The sequence below is a fragment of the Cyclobacteriaceae bacterium genome (genome assembly GCA_025808415.1).
In the GTDB taxonomy this organism is placed as follows: domain Bacteria; phylum Bacteroidota; class Bacteroidia; order Cytophagales; family Cyclobacteriaceae; genus UBA2336.
Genome location: CP075525.1, coordinates 3,064,668 through 3,083,377 on the forward strand (window position 1 = coordinate 3,064,668; position 18,710 = coordinate 3,083,377).

General features: G+C 45.4%; 14 protein-coding genes. 7 read left to right on the plus strand and 7 right to left on the minus strand.

What is annotated here, in order from left to right; all coding sequences use genetic code 11:
• Positions 1-32: 32 nt before the first annotated feature.
• Genes KIT51_13635 through KIT51_13655 form a run of 5 tightly spaced genes read right to left on the minus strand, consistent with a single transcriptional unit; the run spans position 33 to position 7,038 of the window.
• Positions 33-686 (minus strand): cytochrome c, encoded by a 654-nt coding sequence (locus tag KIT51_13635; GenBank protein ID UYN85901.1) that lies wholly within the window; start codon positions 684-686, stop codon positions 33-35.
• Between the two features lie 19 nt (positions 687-705).
• A complete protein-coding gene (locus KIT51_13640) occupies positions 706-1,236 on the minus strand; it encodes a DUF3341 domain-containing protein (GenBank protein UYN85902.1) in 531 nt (176 codons plus the stop codon).
• 3 nt (positions 1,237-1,239) lie between these two features.
• Positions 1,240-2,610: a polysulfide reductase NrfD gene (gene nrfD / locus KIT51_13645; protein ID UYN85903.1), complete on the minus strand. Its 1,371-nt coding sequence runs from the start codon at positions 2,608-2,610 to the stop codon at positions 1,240-1,242.
• Positions 2,611-2,648: 38 nt separating this feature from the next.
• On the minus strand, positions 2,649-5,729 hold the full coding sequence (locus KIT51_13650) for a TAT-variant-translocated molybdopterin oxidoreductase (GenBank protein UYN85904.1): 3,081 nt from the start codon (positions 5,727-5,729) through the stop codon (positions 2,649-2,651).
• A 52-nt stretch (positions 5,730-5,781) separates the two neighbouring features.
• Positions 5,782-7,038, minus strand: a complete 1,257-nt coding sequence (locus KIT51_13655) for a c-type cytochrome (protein UYN85905.1) — start codon at positions 7,036-7,038, stop codon at positions 5,782-5,784.
• Positions 7,039-7,246: 208 nt separating this feature from the next.
• On the opposite strand from KIT51_13655, the gene KIT51_13660 reads away from it, so the two are divergent.
• A complete protein-coding gene (locus KIT51_13660) occupies positions 7,247-7,813 on the plus strand; it encodes a hypothetical protein (protein UYN85906.1) in 567 nt (188 codons plus the stop codon).
• A gap of 35 nt (positions 7,814-7,848) precedes the next feature.
• Positions 7,849-8,817, plus strand: a complete 969-nt coding sequence (locus tag KIT51_13665) for a cyanophycinase (GenBank protein UYN85907.1) — start codon at positions 7,849-7,851, stop codon at positions 8,815-8,817.
• A 4-nt stretch (positions 8,818-8,821) separates the two neighbouring features.
• On the opposite strand, the gene KIT51_13670 is transcribed toward KIT51_13665, so the two are convergent.
• Complete coding sequence (locus KIT51_13670; GenBank protein ID UYN85908.1) at positions 8,822-9,616, minus strand: TIGR02757 family protein; 795 nt, start codon at positions 9,614-9,616, stop codon at positions 8,822-8,824.
• A 75-nt stretch (positions 9,617-9,691) separates the two neighbouring features.
• Here KIT51_13670 and KIT51_13675 point away from each other — a divergent pair, with 75 nt between their 5' ends.
• From KIT51_13675 to KIT51_13690, 4 genes are all read left to right on the plus strand, one after another.
• Positions 9,692-11,377 carry a Na/Pi symporter gene (locus KIT51_13675; protein UYN85909.1) on the plus strand — a complete coding sequence of 562 codons (1,686 nt, stop codon included), beginning with the start codon at positions 9,692-9,694 and terminating at the stop codon, positions 11,375-11,377.
• Between the two features lie 134 nt (positions 11,378-11,511).
• Positions 11,512-13,170, plus strand: a complete 1,659-nt coding sequence (locus KIT51_13680; GenBank protein ID UYN85910.1) for an NAD(P)H-dependent oxidoreductase subunit E — start codon at positions 11,512-11,514, stop codon at positions 13,168-13,170.
• Positions 13,171-13,175: 5 nt separating this feature from the next.
• A complete protein-coding gene (fdhF, locus tag KIT51_13685) occupies positions 13,176-15,959 on the plus strand; it encodes a formate dehydrogenase subunit alpha (GenBank protein UYN85911.1) in 2,784 nt (927 codons plus the stop codon).
• Positions 15,960-16,050: 91 nt separating this feature from the next.
• A complete protein-coding gene (locus KIT51_13690; protein UYN85912.1) occupies positions 16,051-17,433 on the plus strand; it encodes a serine hydrolase in 1,383 nt (460 codons plus the stop codon).
• On the opposite strand, the gene KIT51_13695 is transcribed toward KIT51_13690, so the two are convergent.
• On the minus strand, positions 17,430-17,882 hold the full coding sequence (locus KIT51_13695; GenBank protein ID UYN85913.1) for a hypothetical protein: 453 nt from the start codon (positions 17,880-17,882) through the stop codon (positions 17,430-17,432). The genes KIT51_13690 and KIT51_13695 overlap by 4 nt on opposite strands.
• 126 nt (positions 17,883-18,008) lie before the next feature.
• On the opposite strand from KIT51_13695, the gene KIT51_13700 reads away from it, so the two are divergent.
• Complete coding sequence (locus KIT51_13700; protein ID UYN85914.1) at positions 18,009-18,707, plus strand: SDR family oxidoreductase; 699 nt, start codon at positions 18,009-18,011, stop codon at positions 18,705-18,707.
• Positions 18,708-18,710 lie beyond the last annotated feature (3 nt).

The following is an 18,710-nucleotide window of genomic DNA, read 5'->3' on the forward strand; positions in this document are numbered from 1 at the left end:
GTATTCTGTTATCTCGTTAGTGCGTTAAAATTCTATTGTTGCAAAGTCTTTACATACCGGGCAATTTTCCAGCGATCTTCCTGGCTAATCTGTGAGCCGTGCGGGGCCATCAGGCCTTTGCCGGCAGTTATTACATGGAAAATATGACCTTCTGAAATATTCTTGTACGCATCGCCTTTAAGGTTGGCTACTCCGGCATAGGCGCTGCGCTCAATACCGTCAATGGTTACACCTGTGGCAACTTTTCCATCGCCTTCACCTTTGGCTCCATGGCAGTGGGTGCAATACATTGTATACAGTGCTTTTCCTTCGGACAAAAGTTGGGGGGTATCTGCACCCTCAAAAGGACTTTTAATTTTAGCAGCGATTTCCAAACTGTCCTTTGGTAAACGGTAAGGCAACACGTTGGCTTTGTTACGGCTAACGGTATGCGCAGGCGGCACACGCATATTCATGCGATGCGGGTTCAATGGATTAGAGTTGTAGAACTCAGCATGGCCATCTTCATATTCAATGGAGGTAAGCCAACTGCCGGCACTTTGATCGGTTATTTGAGTATACGGCTCATACGCTACGGAATGATACATATTGGGTGCATATTCAAGCCCCGGGTTGTCGCCACCCGCTTTACAAGAAACAAGTACTATGGCTGCAAGGCCGATGAATAAAGTTGCTGATTGTCTCATCGTATTCTTCATCGTGTAATTACTCAAAACTTTTTTCGTTCACTTCAACAGCACCACTTTCGGTTAGCAGGCGCTTTAATTCTTCTTTGCTTTTTCCACCGTTGGCTGCCAGATCAATTGCCATTACGTGCATATCTTCGGTGCTGCGGATATCAAATTGACGCGGCCATTTGTAAGGCTTCATGTCGCTAACGATCATAAAGGTGCCAACCATGCCTAAGGCTGAAAGCAATACCGTAAGTTCAAAGGTAACGGGGATGAAAGGCGGAAGGGAAGCAAAATTTTTACCACCGATAATCATAGGCCAATCATAACCCAACATCCAGATTTGCATTAGCAACGCGAGGCTGGTGCCGGTCATCCCAAACAAAAAAGCTGCAATGGGAAGGCGCGATTTTTTATAACCCAGTGCTTCATCAATGCCGTGTACGGGGAAAGGAGAATAAACTTCCTGGATTTTTACTCCGTTGGAACGCACCTTCCTGATGCCATCCAACAACACATCCTCATCGTTAAAAATCCCTACAACAAAATGCTTGTCTGCATCCATGATTTATTTCTTTTCAGAGGTTGACTTAATAATACTTTTAACTTCGGCCATGTTGATCACCGGGAAAAATTTGGCAAATAAGAAGAATGCGGTGAAGAATATACCGAAGGTGAATACATACTGTCCCACATCATACCAGGTAGGATAGAACATCGTCCAGCTTGAAGGAATATAGTCGCGGTGAAGGGACGTTACTATAATCACAAAACGCTCGAACCACATACCAATGTTCACGATGATGGACAGTACAAACGTGGCTACAATGCTGGTACGGATTTTCTTAATCCAGAAAAGTTGCGGTGAAATAACGTTGCAGGTCATCATCGCCCAGTACGACCAGGCATAAGGACCTACCACGCGGTTATAAAATGCGTAACCTTCGTAAGGGACGCGTGAATACCACGAAATAAACAACTCTGTTATGTAAGCAATACCCACTATCGAACCGGTAATGATGATAATGATATTCATCAACTCAATGTGGTAAATGGTAATATAATCTTCCAGTTTAAACACTTTGCGGGTAACGATTAGCAGCGTAAGTACCATGGCAAAACCCGAAAAGATAGCACCGGCCACAAAGTAAGGCGGGAAGATGGTGGTGTGCCATCCAGGAATAACCGAAGTAGCAAAGTCCATGGACACAATCGTGTGAACCGACAATACCAGCGGAGTAGAAAGACCGGCCAGGATTAACGCTACAGACTCGTAGCGCATCCAGGTTTTGGCACCACCCTGCCAGCCAAAGCTAAGGGCATTGTAAACCGTAGCCCTGATTTTGTTTCCCTGAACCACTGCGCGGTCGCGGATCACCGCAAAATCAGGAATTAGACCCATGTACCAGAATACCAACGAAACGGTAAAATACGTTGAGATCGCGAACACGTCCCATAACAAGGGTGAATTGAAGTTAACCCATAACGAACCAAATGTGTTGGGAAGAGGAAGCGCCCAGTAAAACCCTAACCATAGGCGACCCATGTGAAAGCCGGGGAAACTGGCCGCACAAATGACAGCAAAAATGGTCATCGCTTCTGCCGCGCGGTTAATCGACATCCTCCAACGTTGGCGGAATAACAAAAGGATAGCTGAAATCAATGTACCCGCGTGACCAATACCGACCCACCACACGAAGTTGGTGATGTCCCACGCCCAACCTACTGTTTTGTTTAGTCCCCACACCCCAATGCCATGCCACAACAGCATCGCACAGGCGTAAGCCCCTAAGCCAAGTAAAGCCAAAGAAATAGCCATCGCCATCCACCACAGTTTGGTTGGTTTGCCTTCCACCTGACGGCTGATGTCGTGCGAAACATCTTTTATGGTTTTACCACCGGTTACCAGGGGTTCGCGTATCACTGAAGTTACTGCCATAATATTTTACGTCTCTCGTTTATTCGTTTCTGTTTCTGCTATGCGTCTTTATTTCTCACTTTGGTCAGGTACCAGATGTTCGGTTTCACGCCTACTTCCTCCAATACCTGGTATGCGCGCGGGTTACCGGCAATCTTATCGATACCGTGCGGGCGCTCGGAATTGCGCGGGGCAATCTTCAAAAGCTTACTGATGCGGCTTTCCGGGTCATTTACATCACCAAATACGATGGCGCCCGTTGAGCAAGAAGCCTGACAAGCTGTAATGACTTCACCATCTTTCAATGGCCTTCTCTCCTTCTTCGCCTGGAGTTTTCCATTTTGGATGCGCTGCACGCAGAATGAGCACTTCTCCATCACACCACGCGAACGAACCGTCACATCGGGGTTCAATACCATCTTTCCTAAGTCGGTATTCATAGCCGGGTTAACCTGTTCGAACTGACGGTTGTCGTGATATTTGAACCAGTTGAAACGTCTTACTTTATACGGACAGTTGTTGGCACAATAACGAGTGCCAATACAACGGTTATAGGTCATTTGATTTAGTCCTTCTGTGCTGTGTGTGGTTGCGGCAACAGGACATACTGTTTCGCAAGGAGCGTTATTACAGTGCTGACACAACATAGGCTGGAATACTACTTCCGGATTTTCAGCAGCTTCTTCCAAACCACGCACATCATGTACGGCTGCATCGCTGCTGTAGTAGCGGTCGATGCGCAACCAATGCATTTCCCTGCGGTTAATCACCTCTTCGCGACCCACCATGGAAACATTGTTCTCAACGTTACAGGCTACCACACAGGCTCCACAACCAATACACGTATTTAGGTCAATGGCCATGCCCCAGTGGTGATTCTTATAATCATGGCCCTTCCACAATGAAAGTTCTTCTGGTGCAACTTTATGGTTAGGATCTTTCCAGGTGGCAATCTTGGGTTTGAATTCTTTCTTCCAATCGGCACGGCTAAAGTTCGACAGCGTAGTTTCCTGCACTACCGTTTGACGTGCCATATACGTTTGATGGGTTTGCGTGGTAGCAATTTGATACCGTTCACCGGCAGGCTCAAACGAAGCACCTGCAACGCTATAGCTAAGTGATCCATTAACCATGTTGATCAATGGATATGCATTTTTACCAATGCCATCGGCTACCTTGCCGGCCTTGGTGCGTCCATAGCCTAATGGAATACCTAACGTGCCCGGTGTTTGACCAGGTTGTACCAATACAGGAAGTTTCACCGGTTCTTTGCCCGGTATAGAAATCGTATAATATTCGGTTTTTGCCTCCTTGAAGTTGATCCCTTTCGAGTCGGCCGGTGCAACAGTAACGTAATGTTCCCAAACTGCTTTTGTAATCGGATCGGGTAATTCCTGCAGTAACGGGTTGTTGGCCTGAGAACCATTGCCGACCGTTGCATTTTCAAATACAAAAACTTCGAAACCACTACCTCCTTTATAATTCGAGGCGATGGCTGAAGCCGCAGCGCCTACATCACCGGCAAACGAAACAGTAGCTGCTTCAACCGGAAGCTCAAGCACACCGTTGTACAAACAAGTGTCCCACCACGTTTGGAAATTTCCGGATTTATAAAACCAGTTTTTCCAGTTATTCTTTACAATTTCAAAATAATCAACATTGGTTTCGCCCGCCCAGATCAGGAAACTTTCCTGTGCTGCACGCGATTTAAAGATTGGCGTTATGGCCGGCTGGGCAACGCTATAATGGTTCTTTTTAGGCTCTGCATCATTCCATGCCTCCAGGTAGTGATGATCAGGGGCAATGAAATCAACCAGTGATGCGGTTTCATCCTCTTTATAAGCCGTAGCCACTTTCAATTGAACCTTACCCAAACCACTGGCCAGTTGCGAACCCATGGGGTGGTCATAAACAGGATTGCAGTTGTAAAAAATAACACCGGCAACACTTCCTGCATTCACTTCCTTGATGAAATCAGCCATGGCCTGATCATCGCCCTGGCGATAGTTAACAGGAATGTGCGGAAGGATGGTTGATCCGTAACTTCCCAGTATATCGTTGATAGCGTTTACTACAACCTGTATTGATTTATCATTGGAACCTGCAACAACCAAGGCATTGCCACGGTTCTTCCAAAGATCTTCAGCAGCTTTGGCAAGGTTAGGCTTATCAACACCTCCGCTAACCGTTGACCCCCCTGCTTTCGTGGCCAACAGATTGTAAAGTTGTACCAATACTGCGCCCTCCTCTGAAGGCTTAATTTGGGTACGGTAATCTGCATTGGCACCTGCCAGCGACATACCGGCCTCAAACTGGTAGTGGCGTGACATCTCCTTTTTGTCCTCGCCTACATCACGGGTTTGAGCGTACTGCTTGGTAAATTCAATCGGAGCTACCCACGAGCCAAGGAAATCAGCAGCCACACTTACAATTACTTTTGCCTTACTGAAATCGTAAGAGGGGATCATAGCTTTACCGAAAGACTCTTCATTGGCCTTCAGCATTCCATAACATGAACTCTGATCATACTGCACAAGCTGGGCCGAAGGATATTTTGCCTTGAATTTTTCAATTACTGCTTTAGTGCTGGGGCTTATGATGGTGTTGCTAACGATAACGATTTTGCCGCCACCAATGGCATTCAATTTTTCAATAACAGCTTTGTCGAGATCTTCCCAGGAAGCTTTCTTATTATCGGCTACGCGTGGAAAGCGCAGCCGGGCATTATCGTACAATGAAAGTACGGAAGCCTCAACCTGAGCGCTTGTGCCACCCTTGGTTACAGATGATAATGAGTTGCCCTCAATTTTAATCGGGCGGCCTTCACGGGTCTTCACTACGATGCTGCAATAGTCGCCTCCATTGGTATACGTAGAGGCATAGTAATTGGCAATACTAGGATCGGTATCCTCAGGCTTGTTAACATAAGGAATGGCTTTACGGATGGGAGCCTCACAAGCTGCCAACGAAACTGCCGCTACACCAAAGCCCATCATTTTCAGGAAGTCCCTGCGTGAATGCCCCAGGTCTTCCTCCGGTCCGGGTGCAAATTCCCGATGGGCGTGTTTTACAAACTCGGCATCGTTGGTGAGTTGCTCAAGGCCTTTCCAGTATATCTTCTTCGTAGATTCTTTCTCCATAATATATAAAAGCGAAGTCTGACTTAACGTTTCCTAACTCTGAATAAACTGATTAATAGTGACATTTGGCGCACTCCAACCCGCCAATGTCTTCAACTTTCATGGGTTGCTTGCTGGAGGTGCTGTGCAACTCTACAAGCTTATTGTAGTAATCGTTACCCTTTGAGTTTACATCCGTTTTGCGGTGGCAGTCGATACACCAACCCATAGTTAATAATGAATATTGTTTAACAACTTCCATTTCCTGAATAGGGCCGTGGCAAGTCTGGCATTCGATGTTGCCTACATTAACGTGCTGGGCATGGTTGAAATAGGCCAGGTCGGGAAGGTTATGGATGCGTACCCACTCAATAGGTTTTTGGTTAGGCCCATAGGAGAGCGTTTCAGGCTGCCAATCAGCAGCAGCCCATATTTTTTGTATCTGCGGTGACTCTGTTTTAACCGAGCGGTGGCAATTCATACAAATGTTGACCGAGGGTATAGTAGCACTCTTTCCTTTCAGCACACCGGTGTGGCAATACTTACAGTCAATCTCATATGCACCTGCGTGCAACTTGTGCGAAAATGCAATAGGTTGCTTGGGTTCATAGCCTTGCTGTATACCAATAGAGTAAAGGCCATTGATAACCGCCTTGAAGCCCAATGACCCAATAATAAAGATCAGGATAAACCTGAAACCCGGGCTGCGGGATATACTTGCCAATGTATAAGGCGAATGAATAACTTCCCTGTCCTCTTCGCTTAATTCCTTTTGATCGAGAAAACGCTTGAGCGCAGAAACCAGGAATACCAGGATAATTACCAGCAGGGCCAAAATAACCAGCATCCCAACCAGGATTATATTCAAGTATTCGGCAGGAACGCCCGCTCCGCCTCCTTCACCACCAGCCGCAGCAGGTGTGGCAGCTACTGCAGGACCTTTTTCAGTTTCGGCCTTGATGTACGCCAGAATGTTCATGATCTGATCGTCCTTCAGGCCGGTGAAGGCTGTCATCTGGGTTTTGTTGTACTCATTATAAAGGTTAACGGCATATTCATCACCACTGGCAATCACAGCCGCAGAATTGCGGATAAACCGCTTCAACCAATCGATAGAAGGCGCACGATCATACACGTTGGCCAAAGCCGGGCCAACCAATTTTTGGTGTACCCGATGGCACGTTTTGCAATTGGCGTTAAACAACGATTCACCATTGGCAATAGCCTCAGGTTCAGTCGGTATTTGTTGTGCGTAGGCTAAACTAAACGTGAAAAATAAGACAAGGGTGCTGATGCTTTTGAGGAGTGAGTGCTGGGATACTTTTATCATGATAGGTTAATAGTGTCCGGTTTTTACATCAAGGTGTGCAAATCTACTATGGGAAGTCATTTTTTCAAACTTATTTTAAAGCGGGAACCAATTATTTAGCGCACTAAACGTGCCCTGTAAGGTTCGTTGAATGTTGGCCAAGATTGATGGTAGAAACACTAAACATTTAATTTAGAATGAGTTTAAATTGTAAGCAAAAACCCGCTTTATGACCCCATTTGAGTATGTGAGTGTGCTCATTTCACTGATCCTGGGTTTGGGGCTCACACTTATTCTTTCAGGCATCGCCCGCATCATCAAGCGATGGGAGACCATCCAACCTTTCGGGCCTTATTTCATATGGATAAGTCTTGCTTTTGTATTGCACATCCATGAGTGGTGGGAAACCTATCAACTTACAGTACTTTCATCGTGGAGCATGCCGATGTTTCTCTTCGTCATCATGTATCCAATTCTGTTGTTCATTCTTGCCAACTTACTTTTCCCGAGCCGATGGCCTAAAAGTCTTGACCTCAAAGTGTTTTACTTTTCCATTTGCCACAAATTCTTTCTGTTCACCATACTGCTGTCGGTGGTGGCCATTCTTCAAAACATTTTTTTATTGAACTACTCGCTATCGGAGCAACTGGTTCAACTTGCCGTAATTGCGACTTTCAGTACCATGCTTATTTGGAAACCAAAAAATATAATTGTCCATTACAGCCTGGCATTAGCCCTTCTATTTCTGATGATTGGCAGTCTTGTATTCACCAGCGACACCCTAATAATTAAATGAACTTGCGTACTTTTCTTTTCCTATTATCCCTCTGTTTGGTTTCTTGCCAAGCACAGGATAATCCCACTCCAAACCCCAGACCTGAAACCATTAGCCTGGGCATTACCGGGGATAAAGCCGATGTAAATGTGCCCACCACATTCGGTATTGTGCTAATGGGTGGCAGCACTGATGTTGATGAAGCTATTAGATGGATGATTGACCGGGCCTCGGGGGGCGACTTTGTTGTAATCCGTGCTTCAGGATCAACCGGGTATAACGATTACATAAAAGGGTTGGGCAATCTCAACTCGGTAGAAACCCTGCTAATTGATAGCCGTGAAAAAGCCAACCGAACGGAAGCGCGTGACAAGATCAGGAATGCCGAGGCCTTATTTATAGCCGGGGGCGATCAGGCCAATTACGTAAACTTTTGGGCCGATACAGAAGTATCGCGGGCGATCCAGTACCTGATAAGCGAAAAGAAAGTACCGATTGGCGGAACCAGTGCGGGTTGTGCCGTGCTTGGCGAAATTATTTTTGACGCTAAAAATGGCAGCATCATTTCAACGGAAGCTTTACAAAACCCGTATGATCCGCTGTTAAGCATTTCGGAAAGCTTCATTAAAATTCCATACCTCTCCAACACCATTACCGACCAGCACTATACCCAACGCGACCGGCACGGAAGGCATGTTGCCTTTATGGCCAGGATGATGAAAGACAGCGGAATAGAGGCGCGTGGCATTGGCGTTGATGAACGCACGGCTGTATGCATCGATCAGGATGGAAATGCAACAGTATTTGGCGCAAATAAATCTTATTTTCTTATCCATAATGGGGCCAATCCGGAAAGTTGCCTGCCCGGCATACCACTGCATTGGCTCCGGAACCAGGAAGCTGTTCGGGTTTATGTTTTCCAGGGCAGTGCATCAGGCACACCGGCTTTTAACGTAAACCAGTGGTCTTCTTTTACGCCTCATCAATATTGGTATTCCGATAACGGTGTGCTTAAAAAGAAGTAATCACTTAAAATTTTTCCAGCCCTAAACCGAAAAGGGCAAAGTCATACTTAACAGGGTCATCAGCATCCAGCTTGCGCAAGTTCTCAGTCAATTCTAATGCGGTAAGCCAGTTGGTTTGTTTGCGCTTGATCAATTTTAGTTTTCGGGCTACCCGTTCAACATGTACATCCAGCGGGCAAACCAGTTGTGAGGGCTTGATCCTTTTCCACAAACCGAAATCTACACCATTATTATCCTCACGAACCATCCAACGCAAATACATGGTTAGCCTTTTGCAGGCCGATTTACGTTCGGGTGTGGCAACATGTTTTTTGGTGCGTGGTGGAAATTCAGGCAAACTAAAAAACAGGTTATGGAAATTAACCAGACCTTTCTCTACACTAGCCTCTGTTGGCTCAACCTGAAAAGCATCCTCCAACGTAGTATGTCGCGAATAAAACCATGTTAAAAACTCAATAAAATAAAGTGCGTCCGTTGGGTTAAAAGTTCTGTGCCTGAATGCAGTAAATGGTTTTAAATCCTTATCAGAATGATGAAGGATAAACTGATGCGGATCGTTGTCCATCCAGGCCAATAGTTTCCTGCAATTGTTGATGATCGTAATGCGTTGCCCCCAGGCTAACGTGGCTGCAAAAAAGCCAGCTATTTCTATATCCTGTTTTTTTGAAAATAAATGTGGTATGGAAACCGGGTCGTGCCCAATAAAACCTGGCTGATTGTACTCCAGTACTTTTTGATCAAGAAAAGATTTCAGTTCACTACCGGTAAGCGGTTGCTTTTTGACTTTTGCTCGTTGCATGCATGGGGCAAGTAATGATAAAGATCATTCTATCCAAAACATAAAACCATTAAATTTCACCAAACCAATCTGTACATGAATTCGGAACTGAATGTTATTGAACTGTTGGCCGGTATTGGAATATTTCTGTTTGGCATGCACCAACTGGAAGATTCCCTGAAGCAGCTTTCCGGTGGAACGTTCCGCAAGCTTATCCGCAAGTTCACGGAAAATTGGTTTCGGAGCGTGCTCAGCGGAACACTGGCAACCGCTGTATTGCAAAGCAGCACGGCTGTTTCATTAATGGTATTGGCTTTTGCCGGTGCCGGTGTGCTGGGCATGGAAAGCGCCATTGGCGTAATTATCGGATCAAACCTCGGTACAACACTCACCAGTTGGGTGGTTGCCACCCTTGGGTTTAAAGTTAAAATTGAAATCCTTGCCCTTCCTTTTGTTGGCGTTGGCGGTGTGGGCTTGATTTTTTTCAGCGCGTCCAGTCGGGCAGCAAATATCTTCAAATTCTTAGTCGGTTTTGGATTGCTCTTCATGGGCCTGGATTATATGAAAACCAGTATTGAGGGAATGGCGCAACATTATGATCTCAGCACGGTTCAGCATTATCCTGGAATTGTTTTTATCCTCATCGGTTTTGTGCTTACGGCAATTATTCAATCCAGCTCTGCCGCCATGGCCATTATCCTCAGCGCCATTAATTCTGGTATACTTTCATTTCCCCTGGCGGCTTACATGGTTATTGGCATTAACCTGGGCACTACATTAACGGTACTAATAGGTTCCTTAGGGTCACAAACGATTAAAAAAAGGGTAGCCTTCAGCCATTTGCTTTTTAACGCGATAACAGCCGTGCTGGCCATCATCATCTTTCCCCTGTTGATTTACCTGGTTGAAAAAGTTGTTCACCTGGAGAACGATCCGGTAACGGCCATCGCATTCTTTCATACTTTGTTCAATTTAATGGGTGTGCTTGTTTTCCTCCCGCTGATTGGATTCTTCACCCGGTTTATTGTTCGGGTAATACCTGAAAAAAAGACTACACTTACGCGATGCCTCCACACCCTTAAACCCGATGTACCCGAAGCCGGTATCGCTGCCCTTAAAACGGAGATCCGCCACCTGGTTGTTGAAGTTATCCTCTATCACTTACGCATTTTAAAATTAACACGAAGGGAACCCTTTCTTTCTTTTCAGAAAAAAGAAATGCCTGTTCAAACAAAAGAATTATCGCTTACCGACCAATACCAAATGATCAAACAACTGGAAGCGGAGATATACACCTTCGCTTCTGGTTTACAGATGCATGAACTTCACGACAACGAAGCACGCGAACTGAATAAACTTCTTCACGCCACCCGCAATGCAGTCGCATCTGCAAAAATTTTAAAAGATATACAGCATAATCTCCAGGAAGCCGAAAACTCCGACAGCGCAACCATGGAGGAACTGATGCAATACTTTAAAGATAAATGGGACACTACCCAAAAGGAGTTTATTGCCATACTGGAACACACCGAGGTTAGTACCAACATCAGCTTGCTGCATAACCTTACCATCAAAAACAAAGACGATGACATTGCCTTTACGCAATTGATTACCACATCCATCGCTTCCAAGAAAATAAAACAAACGGACATACCAACGTTAATCACGATCAATCGCGCCTTTAACATATCCGTGAGGCAAATGATACACGCGCTGCGGGATTTAGTATTTACAGAGCCGGAGGCGGAGATTGTGGAGAAGTTGAGTGAGGCCTCAACTTAAAAAAATGCTACCGCTATTCAACCCAGCGTTAAACCCGGGTTAGTAATAAATAAAAACACCCTACAACCGCCTGCCATATTTCAAAGCGAAAACCCAAAATAATTGAGTACCTTAAAGGTGCATTTCAACCCATTATGTCGAAAAATTTAAGCTATCTGGCCGGAAGAAAGGGCGTTACCAAAACCCTGTTTGAAGAACTGGGCATTGCCGCTGCCGAAACGGGTACGCCTTCGGTTGAAAAAATGGAGGCCCTGCGAAAAGAATTCCTGATAGGCAAAGCGAATGTGTACGGCACCACTACCTTCTACGATTTTTTAAAACCCGAAAACCAGGGCAAAAAAGTGTACGTGTGCAACGGCAGCGCCTGCCTGTGCGCAGGAACCCAGCCTGCCTTAAAAGAAAAGCTCGAAAAATATTTTAAAGAAGAAGAGATTGGCGAAATGTGCTGCCTGGGCCGGTGCCATGAAAACGCTGCGTTTCACTATGGCGGAAAAAATTACTCGGGCAAAGCAATCGATTCCATTAGTGAAATAAAAAAGAACAAAACGGTAGTAGCCGATAAGTACAACATCGCTTCCAAAGGAACCGCTATTCTTACACAAAAATTTCCGGGCCTTGAAGCTTATTACCAAATCCTTAAAGACTGTTTAAAAAAATCAGTTACTGAGTTACAAACTGAATTAAAAAACTCTGGTTTGCGCGGCCGCGGTGGCGCGGGCTTTCCAATGGCCATTAAACTGGAAAGTTGCAGAAACACAGATGCTCATCAACGGTTCATCGTCTGCAATGCCGATGAAGGTGACCCTGGGGCCTACTCCGATCGGTACTTATTGGAACATCAACCCCATTCGGTTTTGATGGGTATGATCATCGCAGGCTACCTGGCTGACGCATCAGTTGGTGTATTGTACATACGAGCAGAATATCCTGAGTCAATTGAAGTTATTGAAAATGCTATTCGAGAACTTCATGATCATAAGTTTATCGGAGAAAATATTTTCGGTTCTGATTTTTCATTTCACTTCAAAGTTATCAAAGCACAAGGTGCCTATATCTGTGGAGAAGAAACAGCATTACTCTCCTCCATTGAAGGTCAACGACCTGAGGTTCGGGTACGCCCACCCTACCCTGCCCAGCAAGGTTTGTTTAATCTACCCACTGTGGTAAACAATGTTGAAACGCTTGCTAATCTTCCCTTTATCGTGCGGAACGGAGGAAAGGAATTTGCTTCGATTGGTACACCTAAATCAACGGGAACAAAACTTATTTCACTGGACGGTTACTTTAATAAGCCTGGTATCTACGAAGTGGAAATGGGAACACCTTTGGGTATTGTGGTGAACGATTTAGGGGGCGGCTTCCGAGAGCCAATAAAAGCCATGCATATTGGCGGTCCGCTGGGTGGATTGGTGCCGGTATCAAAAATCAATGATCTCACCATCGACTTCGAATCATTCTCCAAAGAAGGATTTCTTCTTGGTCATGCATCCATTGTCTGCATTCCAAAAGACTTTCCGCTCATTTTATATATAGAGCATTTGTTTGAGTTTACGGCCCACGAAAGTTGTGGTAAATGTTTCCCATGCCGGTTGGGTTCAACCCGTGGAAAAGAGATGTTACAGAAAGCAAGAACCAGCGATTACAAAATTGATCGTGCATTGCTGGATGATTTATTGGAAACCCTGGAGATCGGTTCGTTGTGCATGCTCGGTGGTGGCCTGCCGCTGCCGATAAAGAATGCAGTGCAGTATTTTGAAGATGAATTGAAGTCGTACTTTCTTACTAAAGTGTAGTGGATATGGAAGCGGTGAAGAAAAAAGATACAATAAACATCCACACCAATGGAAACGGTGCAGATAAACTCATGTTGGCATACATCAATGACAAACCATACAAGATCAAAGATGGCGAAACGGTATTGTCGTTTGTGCGCAGAAGTTTAGGAAACCGCATTCCCACACTTTGCGATGCCCCCAACCTGGAACCATTCGGTTCTTGTCGTGTGTGTAGCGTTGAAATAGCGCTACAACCAAATGGTAATACCAAAACGGTAGCATCCTGCCACACACCCGTTACTGCAAATTCCTACATTTATACAGATACCGAAAAAATTACCAGACTTCGCAAAAATATTATTGAACTCGTTCTTACCGATCACCCGTTGGATTGTCTCACCTGCGAAGTAAATAATAATTGCGAACTACAAACGGTTGCTGCACAAGTAGGTGTACGCACGGTTCGTTATCCGGAAGGCAAAAATCATCTTGACCGGAAAAAAGATTTAAGTCACCCGTATATGACTTCCGACCTGTCGAAGTGCATCAATTGCTTCCGATGTGTTCGTGCTTGTGATGAGGTGCAGGGTGAAATGGTGCTGAGCATGGCCGGTCGCGGGTTCGACAGCCATATTATTAAAAGCTTCAATGATAGCTTCATGACCTCCGATTGTGTGAGTTGTGGAGCTTGTGCACAGGCTTGTCCTACGTCAGCCATTTCGGATGTGTTCGAATCGAAGAGCATTAACGTGCAGAAAAAAGTGCGTACCGTGTGCACCTATTGTGGCGTGGGCTGTAACCTGGAAGTGGCCGTTAACGATGATAAAATAAAATCCATACAAGCACCGTACGATGCCGAAGTAAACCAGGGGCATACCTGTTTGAAGGGAAGATTTGCATTTTCCTTCTACAATCACCCGGAAAGATTGCGTACTCCCCTCATCCGGAAAAACGGTGAGCTTCAGCCGGCCTCCTGGGATGAAGCCTATGATTTCATCGCAGAAAAACTCACGCATATTAAAAATACTTACGGCCCTGATTACATTGCGGGTATATCATCAGCGCGCTGCACCAACGAAGAAAATTACCTGATGCAGAAATTTATCCGGGTGGTTATCGGCACCAACAACATCGACAGTTGTGCACGTGTGTGCCACTCGCCTACTGCTTTGGGCATGCAGCGCAGTTTCGGAACTGGCGCTGCCACAAATTCAATCGAAGACTTAAAAGATACCGATTGCATTCTGATAATTGGCGCCAATCCAACAGACGGCCACCCGGTAACGGGTGCCAAGTTCAAGCAGTTTGCCATGAAGGGTAAAACTACGATTGTAATTGACCCGCGCAGAACGGAGCTGGCCCGCTATGCAACCTATCACCTGCCGCTTCGGCCGGGCACCAATGTGGCTATGCTGAACATGATGCTGTACTTCATCATTACCGAAGGACTGGAAGACAAGCAGTTTATTGAATCGCGAACGGAGGGCTATGACGATTTCAAAAAGCAAATCCTGAATGTAAATATCAATGAACTGGAGCGCATCACCGGTGTTGACAAAAAACTGGTGCGCGAAGCCACACTCGCTTATGCCAAAGCAAAAGCCGCGATGGCCTTCCACGGGTTAGGCGTTACCGAACATTCTTACGGAACGTATGCCATCATGCTCATTACCGATCTGGCCATGATCACCGGCAACATTGGCCGCAGGGGTGTTGGCGTTAACCCGCTTCGCGGACAAAATAACGTGCAGGGCGCTGCCGACATGGGCTGCCAGCCGCACCAGGGAGCTGGTTACTTTGATGTGACCAATCCCGAGTATCATAAAATGTATGAAGACTTCTATGGCGTTAAACTCCCCAATCACATCGGTTACAAAATTCCGCAGATGTACACGGCTTCACTCGATAATAAATTAAAGGCACTTTGGTTGATGGGAGAAGATCTGGTGCAGACCGATCCGAACACCAACAAGGTAATGGCAGCTTTAAAAAAGCTGGATTTATTGGTTGTGCAGGAACTGTTCATGACCGAAACCGCCAAGATTGCCACCGTAGTATTGCCCGGAGCATCATTCTTAGAAAAAAGCGGAACGTTTACAAATGGTGAACGAAGGATCCAACGAGTGAACAAAGTAGTGGAGCCGATTGAAGGCACAAAGGCTGACGGACAGATTGTAGTGGACATCATGAACCGGATGGGGTATCCGCAACCCGATTATGATCCGGATACGGTATTAAAAGAAATCGCTCAAATCGTTCCGTTCTTTAAAGGTGTAAAATGGAATGAATTGGGTGAAAACGGCAAACAATGGCCGGTAAAAGAAGACGGCACCGACACCAAAATCCTGCACACCGAAACGTTCAAACGCGGCAAAGGCAAATTTCATTATTTCGATTTCAAGGAAAGTCAGGAAATTATTGATAATAAAAAAGAATACCCGTACATCATCACCACCAACCGCGAGCTTGAACATTACAATGCAGGCACGATGACACGCAGAACAAAAAATGTGGAGCTATTAACTGAAGATGTGTTGCTGATCAATCCGGCAGATGCCGAAAAACATTTTATCAAAGAAGGCGATATGGTGTGCGTAGAGTCAGCACGGGGTAAAGTGGATTTAAAAGCTCGTATTACAGATGAAGTAAAGTCGGGTGTATTAAGTTCAACCTTCCACTTCCCTGAAATCGGGTTGAACGTAATTGGTTCGGATGAACATGACGTGGAAGCCATGTGCCCGGAATACAAAGTGATTGCGGTGAGAATCCGAAAGAGCAAGGGAATTAAAAAAGCTGTGCATAGTTAAAAATACAAAACCACAGAACACACAAAGGTTACGCAAAGAGCACAAAGTTTAACGCTATTCTTTGTACTTTGTGGTTTAACCAATCCGCCCTATGCGTAAACTCATCCTCCGTTCCTTACTCATCCTTTTTCTTGCGGCACTATCCTACGGCATCTACTATGCCTGGCTTGCCTTCCCGATCATCTCCGGATACGGGGCAAAAAATCTTTGCTCGTGTACCATGCTGGCTGGGCGAAAAGCAGAAGATGTGATCCGGGAAGAATTGGGTTCAGGCCTCCAATCGTTTGGAACATTCTCCGTGAACTATGCTGACTCATCGGCAACCGCCAGTGTTTTTGGACTTGCCAAACGCAAAGCCATCTACCGGAAAGGATTAGGATGTACACTCGTAAATGAAATCACAGAAGAAGAGTTGAGAAAGCAACCTTGGAAGGTAGCCACTCCTCCACGTGTAAATCAGGATACTATTCCCTGGCCTACCGGAAACAAAATGCCTGATTCAGTAAACCTGTTTGGATATAACCTTGACTTGCTGAATAAGATTATTAACGATGCCTTTGAAGAACCCGGTGAAGAAAAAAACAGACGAACCCGGGCGGTTGCGGTCATTCACGATGGCAATCTCATTGCTGAAAAATATGCAGATGGATTTGATCAGAACACACGCCTTACCGGTTGGTCGATGACGAAAAGTCTTACCAATGCCATGATGGGTGTACTCGTTCGTGAAGGAAAAATATCGGTTAATGACCCTTCGCCCATTGAAGCGTGGAAAAATGACGAGCGAAATACCATTACCATCCACAACCTGATGCAAGCCAGCAGCGGACTAAAATGGGCTGAGGTGTACAGCGGACCCAGTGATGCCACCAATATGTTATTCAAAAAACGTGATGCTGGTATTTATGCCTCACAAGCACCCTTGCAACATACACCTGGTGAGGTGTTCTATTATTCCAGCGGCACCACCAATATTTTATCCTACATCATCCGGCAAACGATTGGTGATACAGAATACCACAGTTTTCCGTACAAAAACATTTTTTATAAAATAGGCATGAACTCCATGACCATTGAACCTGATCCGGGTGGAACATTTGTAGGTTCATCGTTTTCATTTGCCACCGCACGCGATTGGGCACGATTTGGATTGCTCTGCCTGAATGATGGATACTGGATTAATGAACGAATTTTGCCCGAAGGATGGATTGAGTACAGCACTACGCCTGCCAAAGGCGCAAAAAAAGGTGAGTATGGTGCTCAGTTCTGGCTCAATGCAGGAAACCCAAATGATGTTACTGACCGAAATTTTCCGGATGTTCCGAGTGACATGTACTACCTGAGCGGCTTTGAGGGGCAAGATGTTGTCATTATACCTTCCAAAAACCTGGTAGTAGTAAAACTTGGTCTCACCTCAGGAAACTGGGTAGATATGAATACTTTCTTGAAAGATATTATCAGCGCGTTGCCCTAAAGGGAGGATTTCTTCTTTGGGCTTTCGGCTGCAATACCTTCCTTTTTTCGTTGCTGAACTACAAAATCCGGTCCGAACGAGAGCTTCTTGTTTAAAGCCGATTTTTCCTCCACCACGCGCCAAAACGGTGCAACCTTGTTAATGGAAGAACCTTTTTGCAGTTGTTCGTAAGCAGCTTCCGAAACAATACGTAAAAATATTCCGGTAGTTACCGGGCAGGTGTAATCGGCACCATACTCGGCAGCAAGGTCTTTACGCAGAACCGTAAGGTTAGCGCTTTTGCCTTTGGGAATATGCCTGATATAATCATCGATAATTTTAGGCGTGGCGATCAGCATCTTGCCCCCGGCAGGCATATCGGTAAAATCCTTTTCCAATTTCTTTACGATGGGTTCTTTAGTCGGGTCATTGACTTTGTCAGTCCATGTTTTTCCCTTTCCTGGTTTCATAAATCATATGTTTTTGATACACAATCAAATCTAGGGTATGCCGGTGACAACCCTATGGCAAGAGGAAATGAAAAGTTAAAATAACATTCACACACCCGGATTGTTATTTGGTAAAATTCATAAACCATGTCCGAAAAAAAATCCATTGTTCTGGTAGGTGGAAGCTATGGTATCGGAGCTTCACTGGCTCAACTACTCCTCGATAAAAATTATGATGTGTATATCCTTAGCAGGTCAGCTCCAACTACAGTCGGTGCAAAACACATCACCTTCGATGTACAGACAGCCTCCATTGACCTATCGCAACTTCCTGGCAAAATCGATGGTCTGGCCTATCTGCCGGGCACCATTCAACTTAAGCCATTTCATCGCTTTACAAATGAAGAATTCCTTCAAGACTTCAACATTAATGTTTTAGGAGCAGCAAAATGCGTTCGTGAATTATTAAACCCCTTAAAGGCAGCTGAACAAAGCTCCATTGTATTTTTCAGCACCATAGCCGTTCAGCAAGGCATGCCGTTTCATGCATTGGTGGCTATGGCAAAAGGTGCATTGGAAGGATTAACCCGCTCGCTAGCTGCCGAGTTTGCTCCCAAAATTCGTGTTAATGCCATTGCCCCATCCATAACTGATACACCACTTGCATCAAAAATTTTATCGAGTGAAGAAAAAAAGAAAGTCAGTGGTGACCGCCACCCGCTGAAGCGCGTAGGCGAAGCCCGCGACATAGCACAGGCGGCTGCTTATTTACTTACAGATGAGAGTTCATGGATCAGCGGACAGGTTATCCATGTTGATGGTGGATTGTCGGCCTTGCGTGTTTAAATC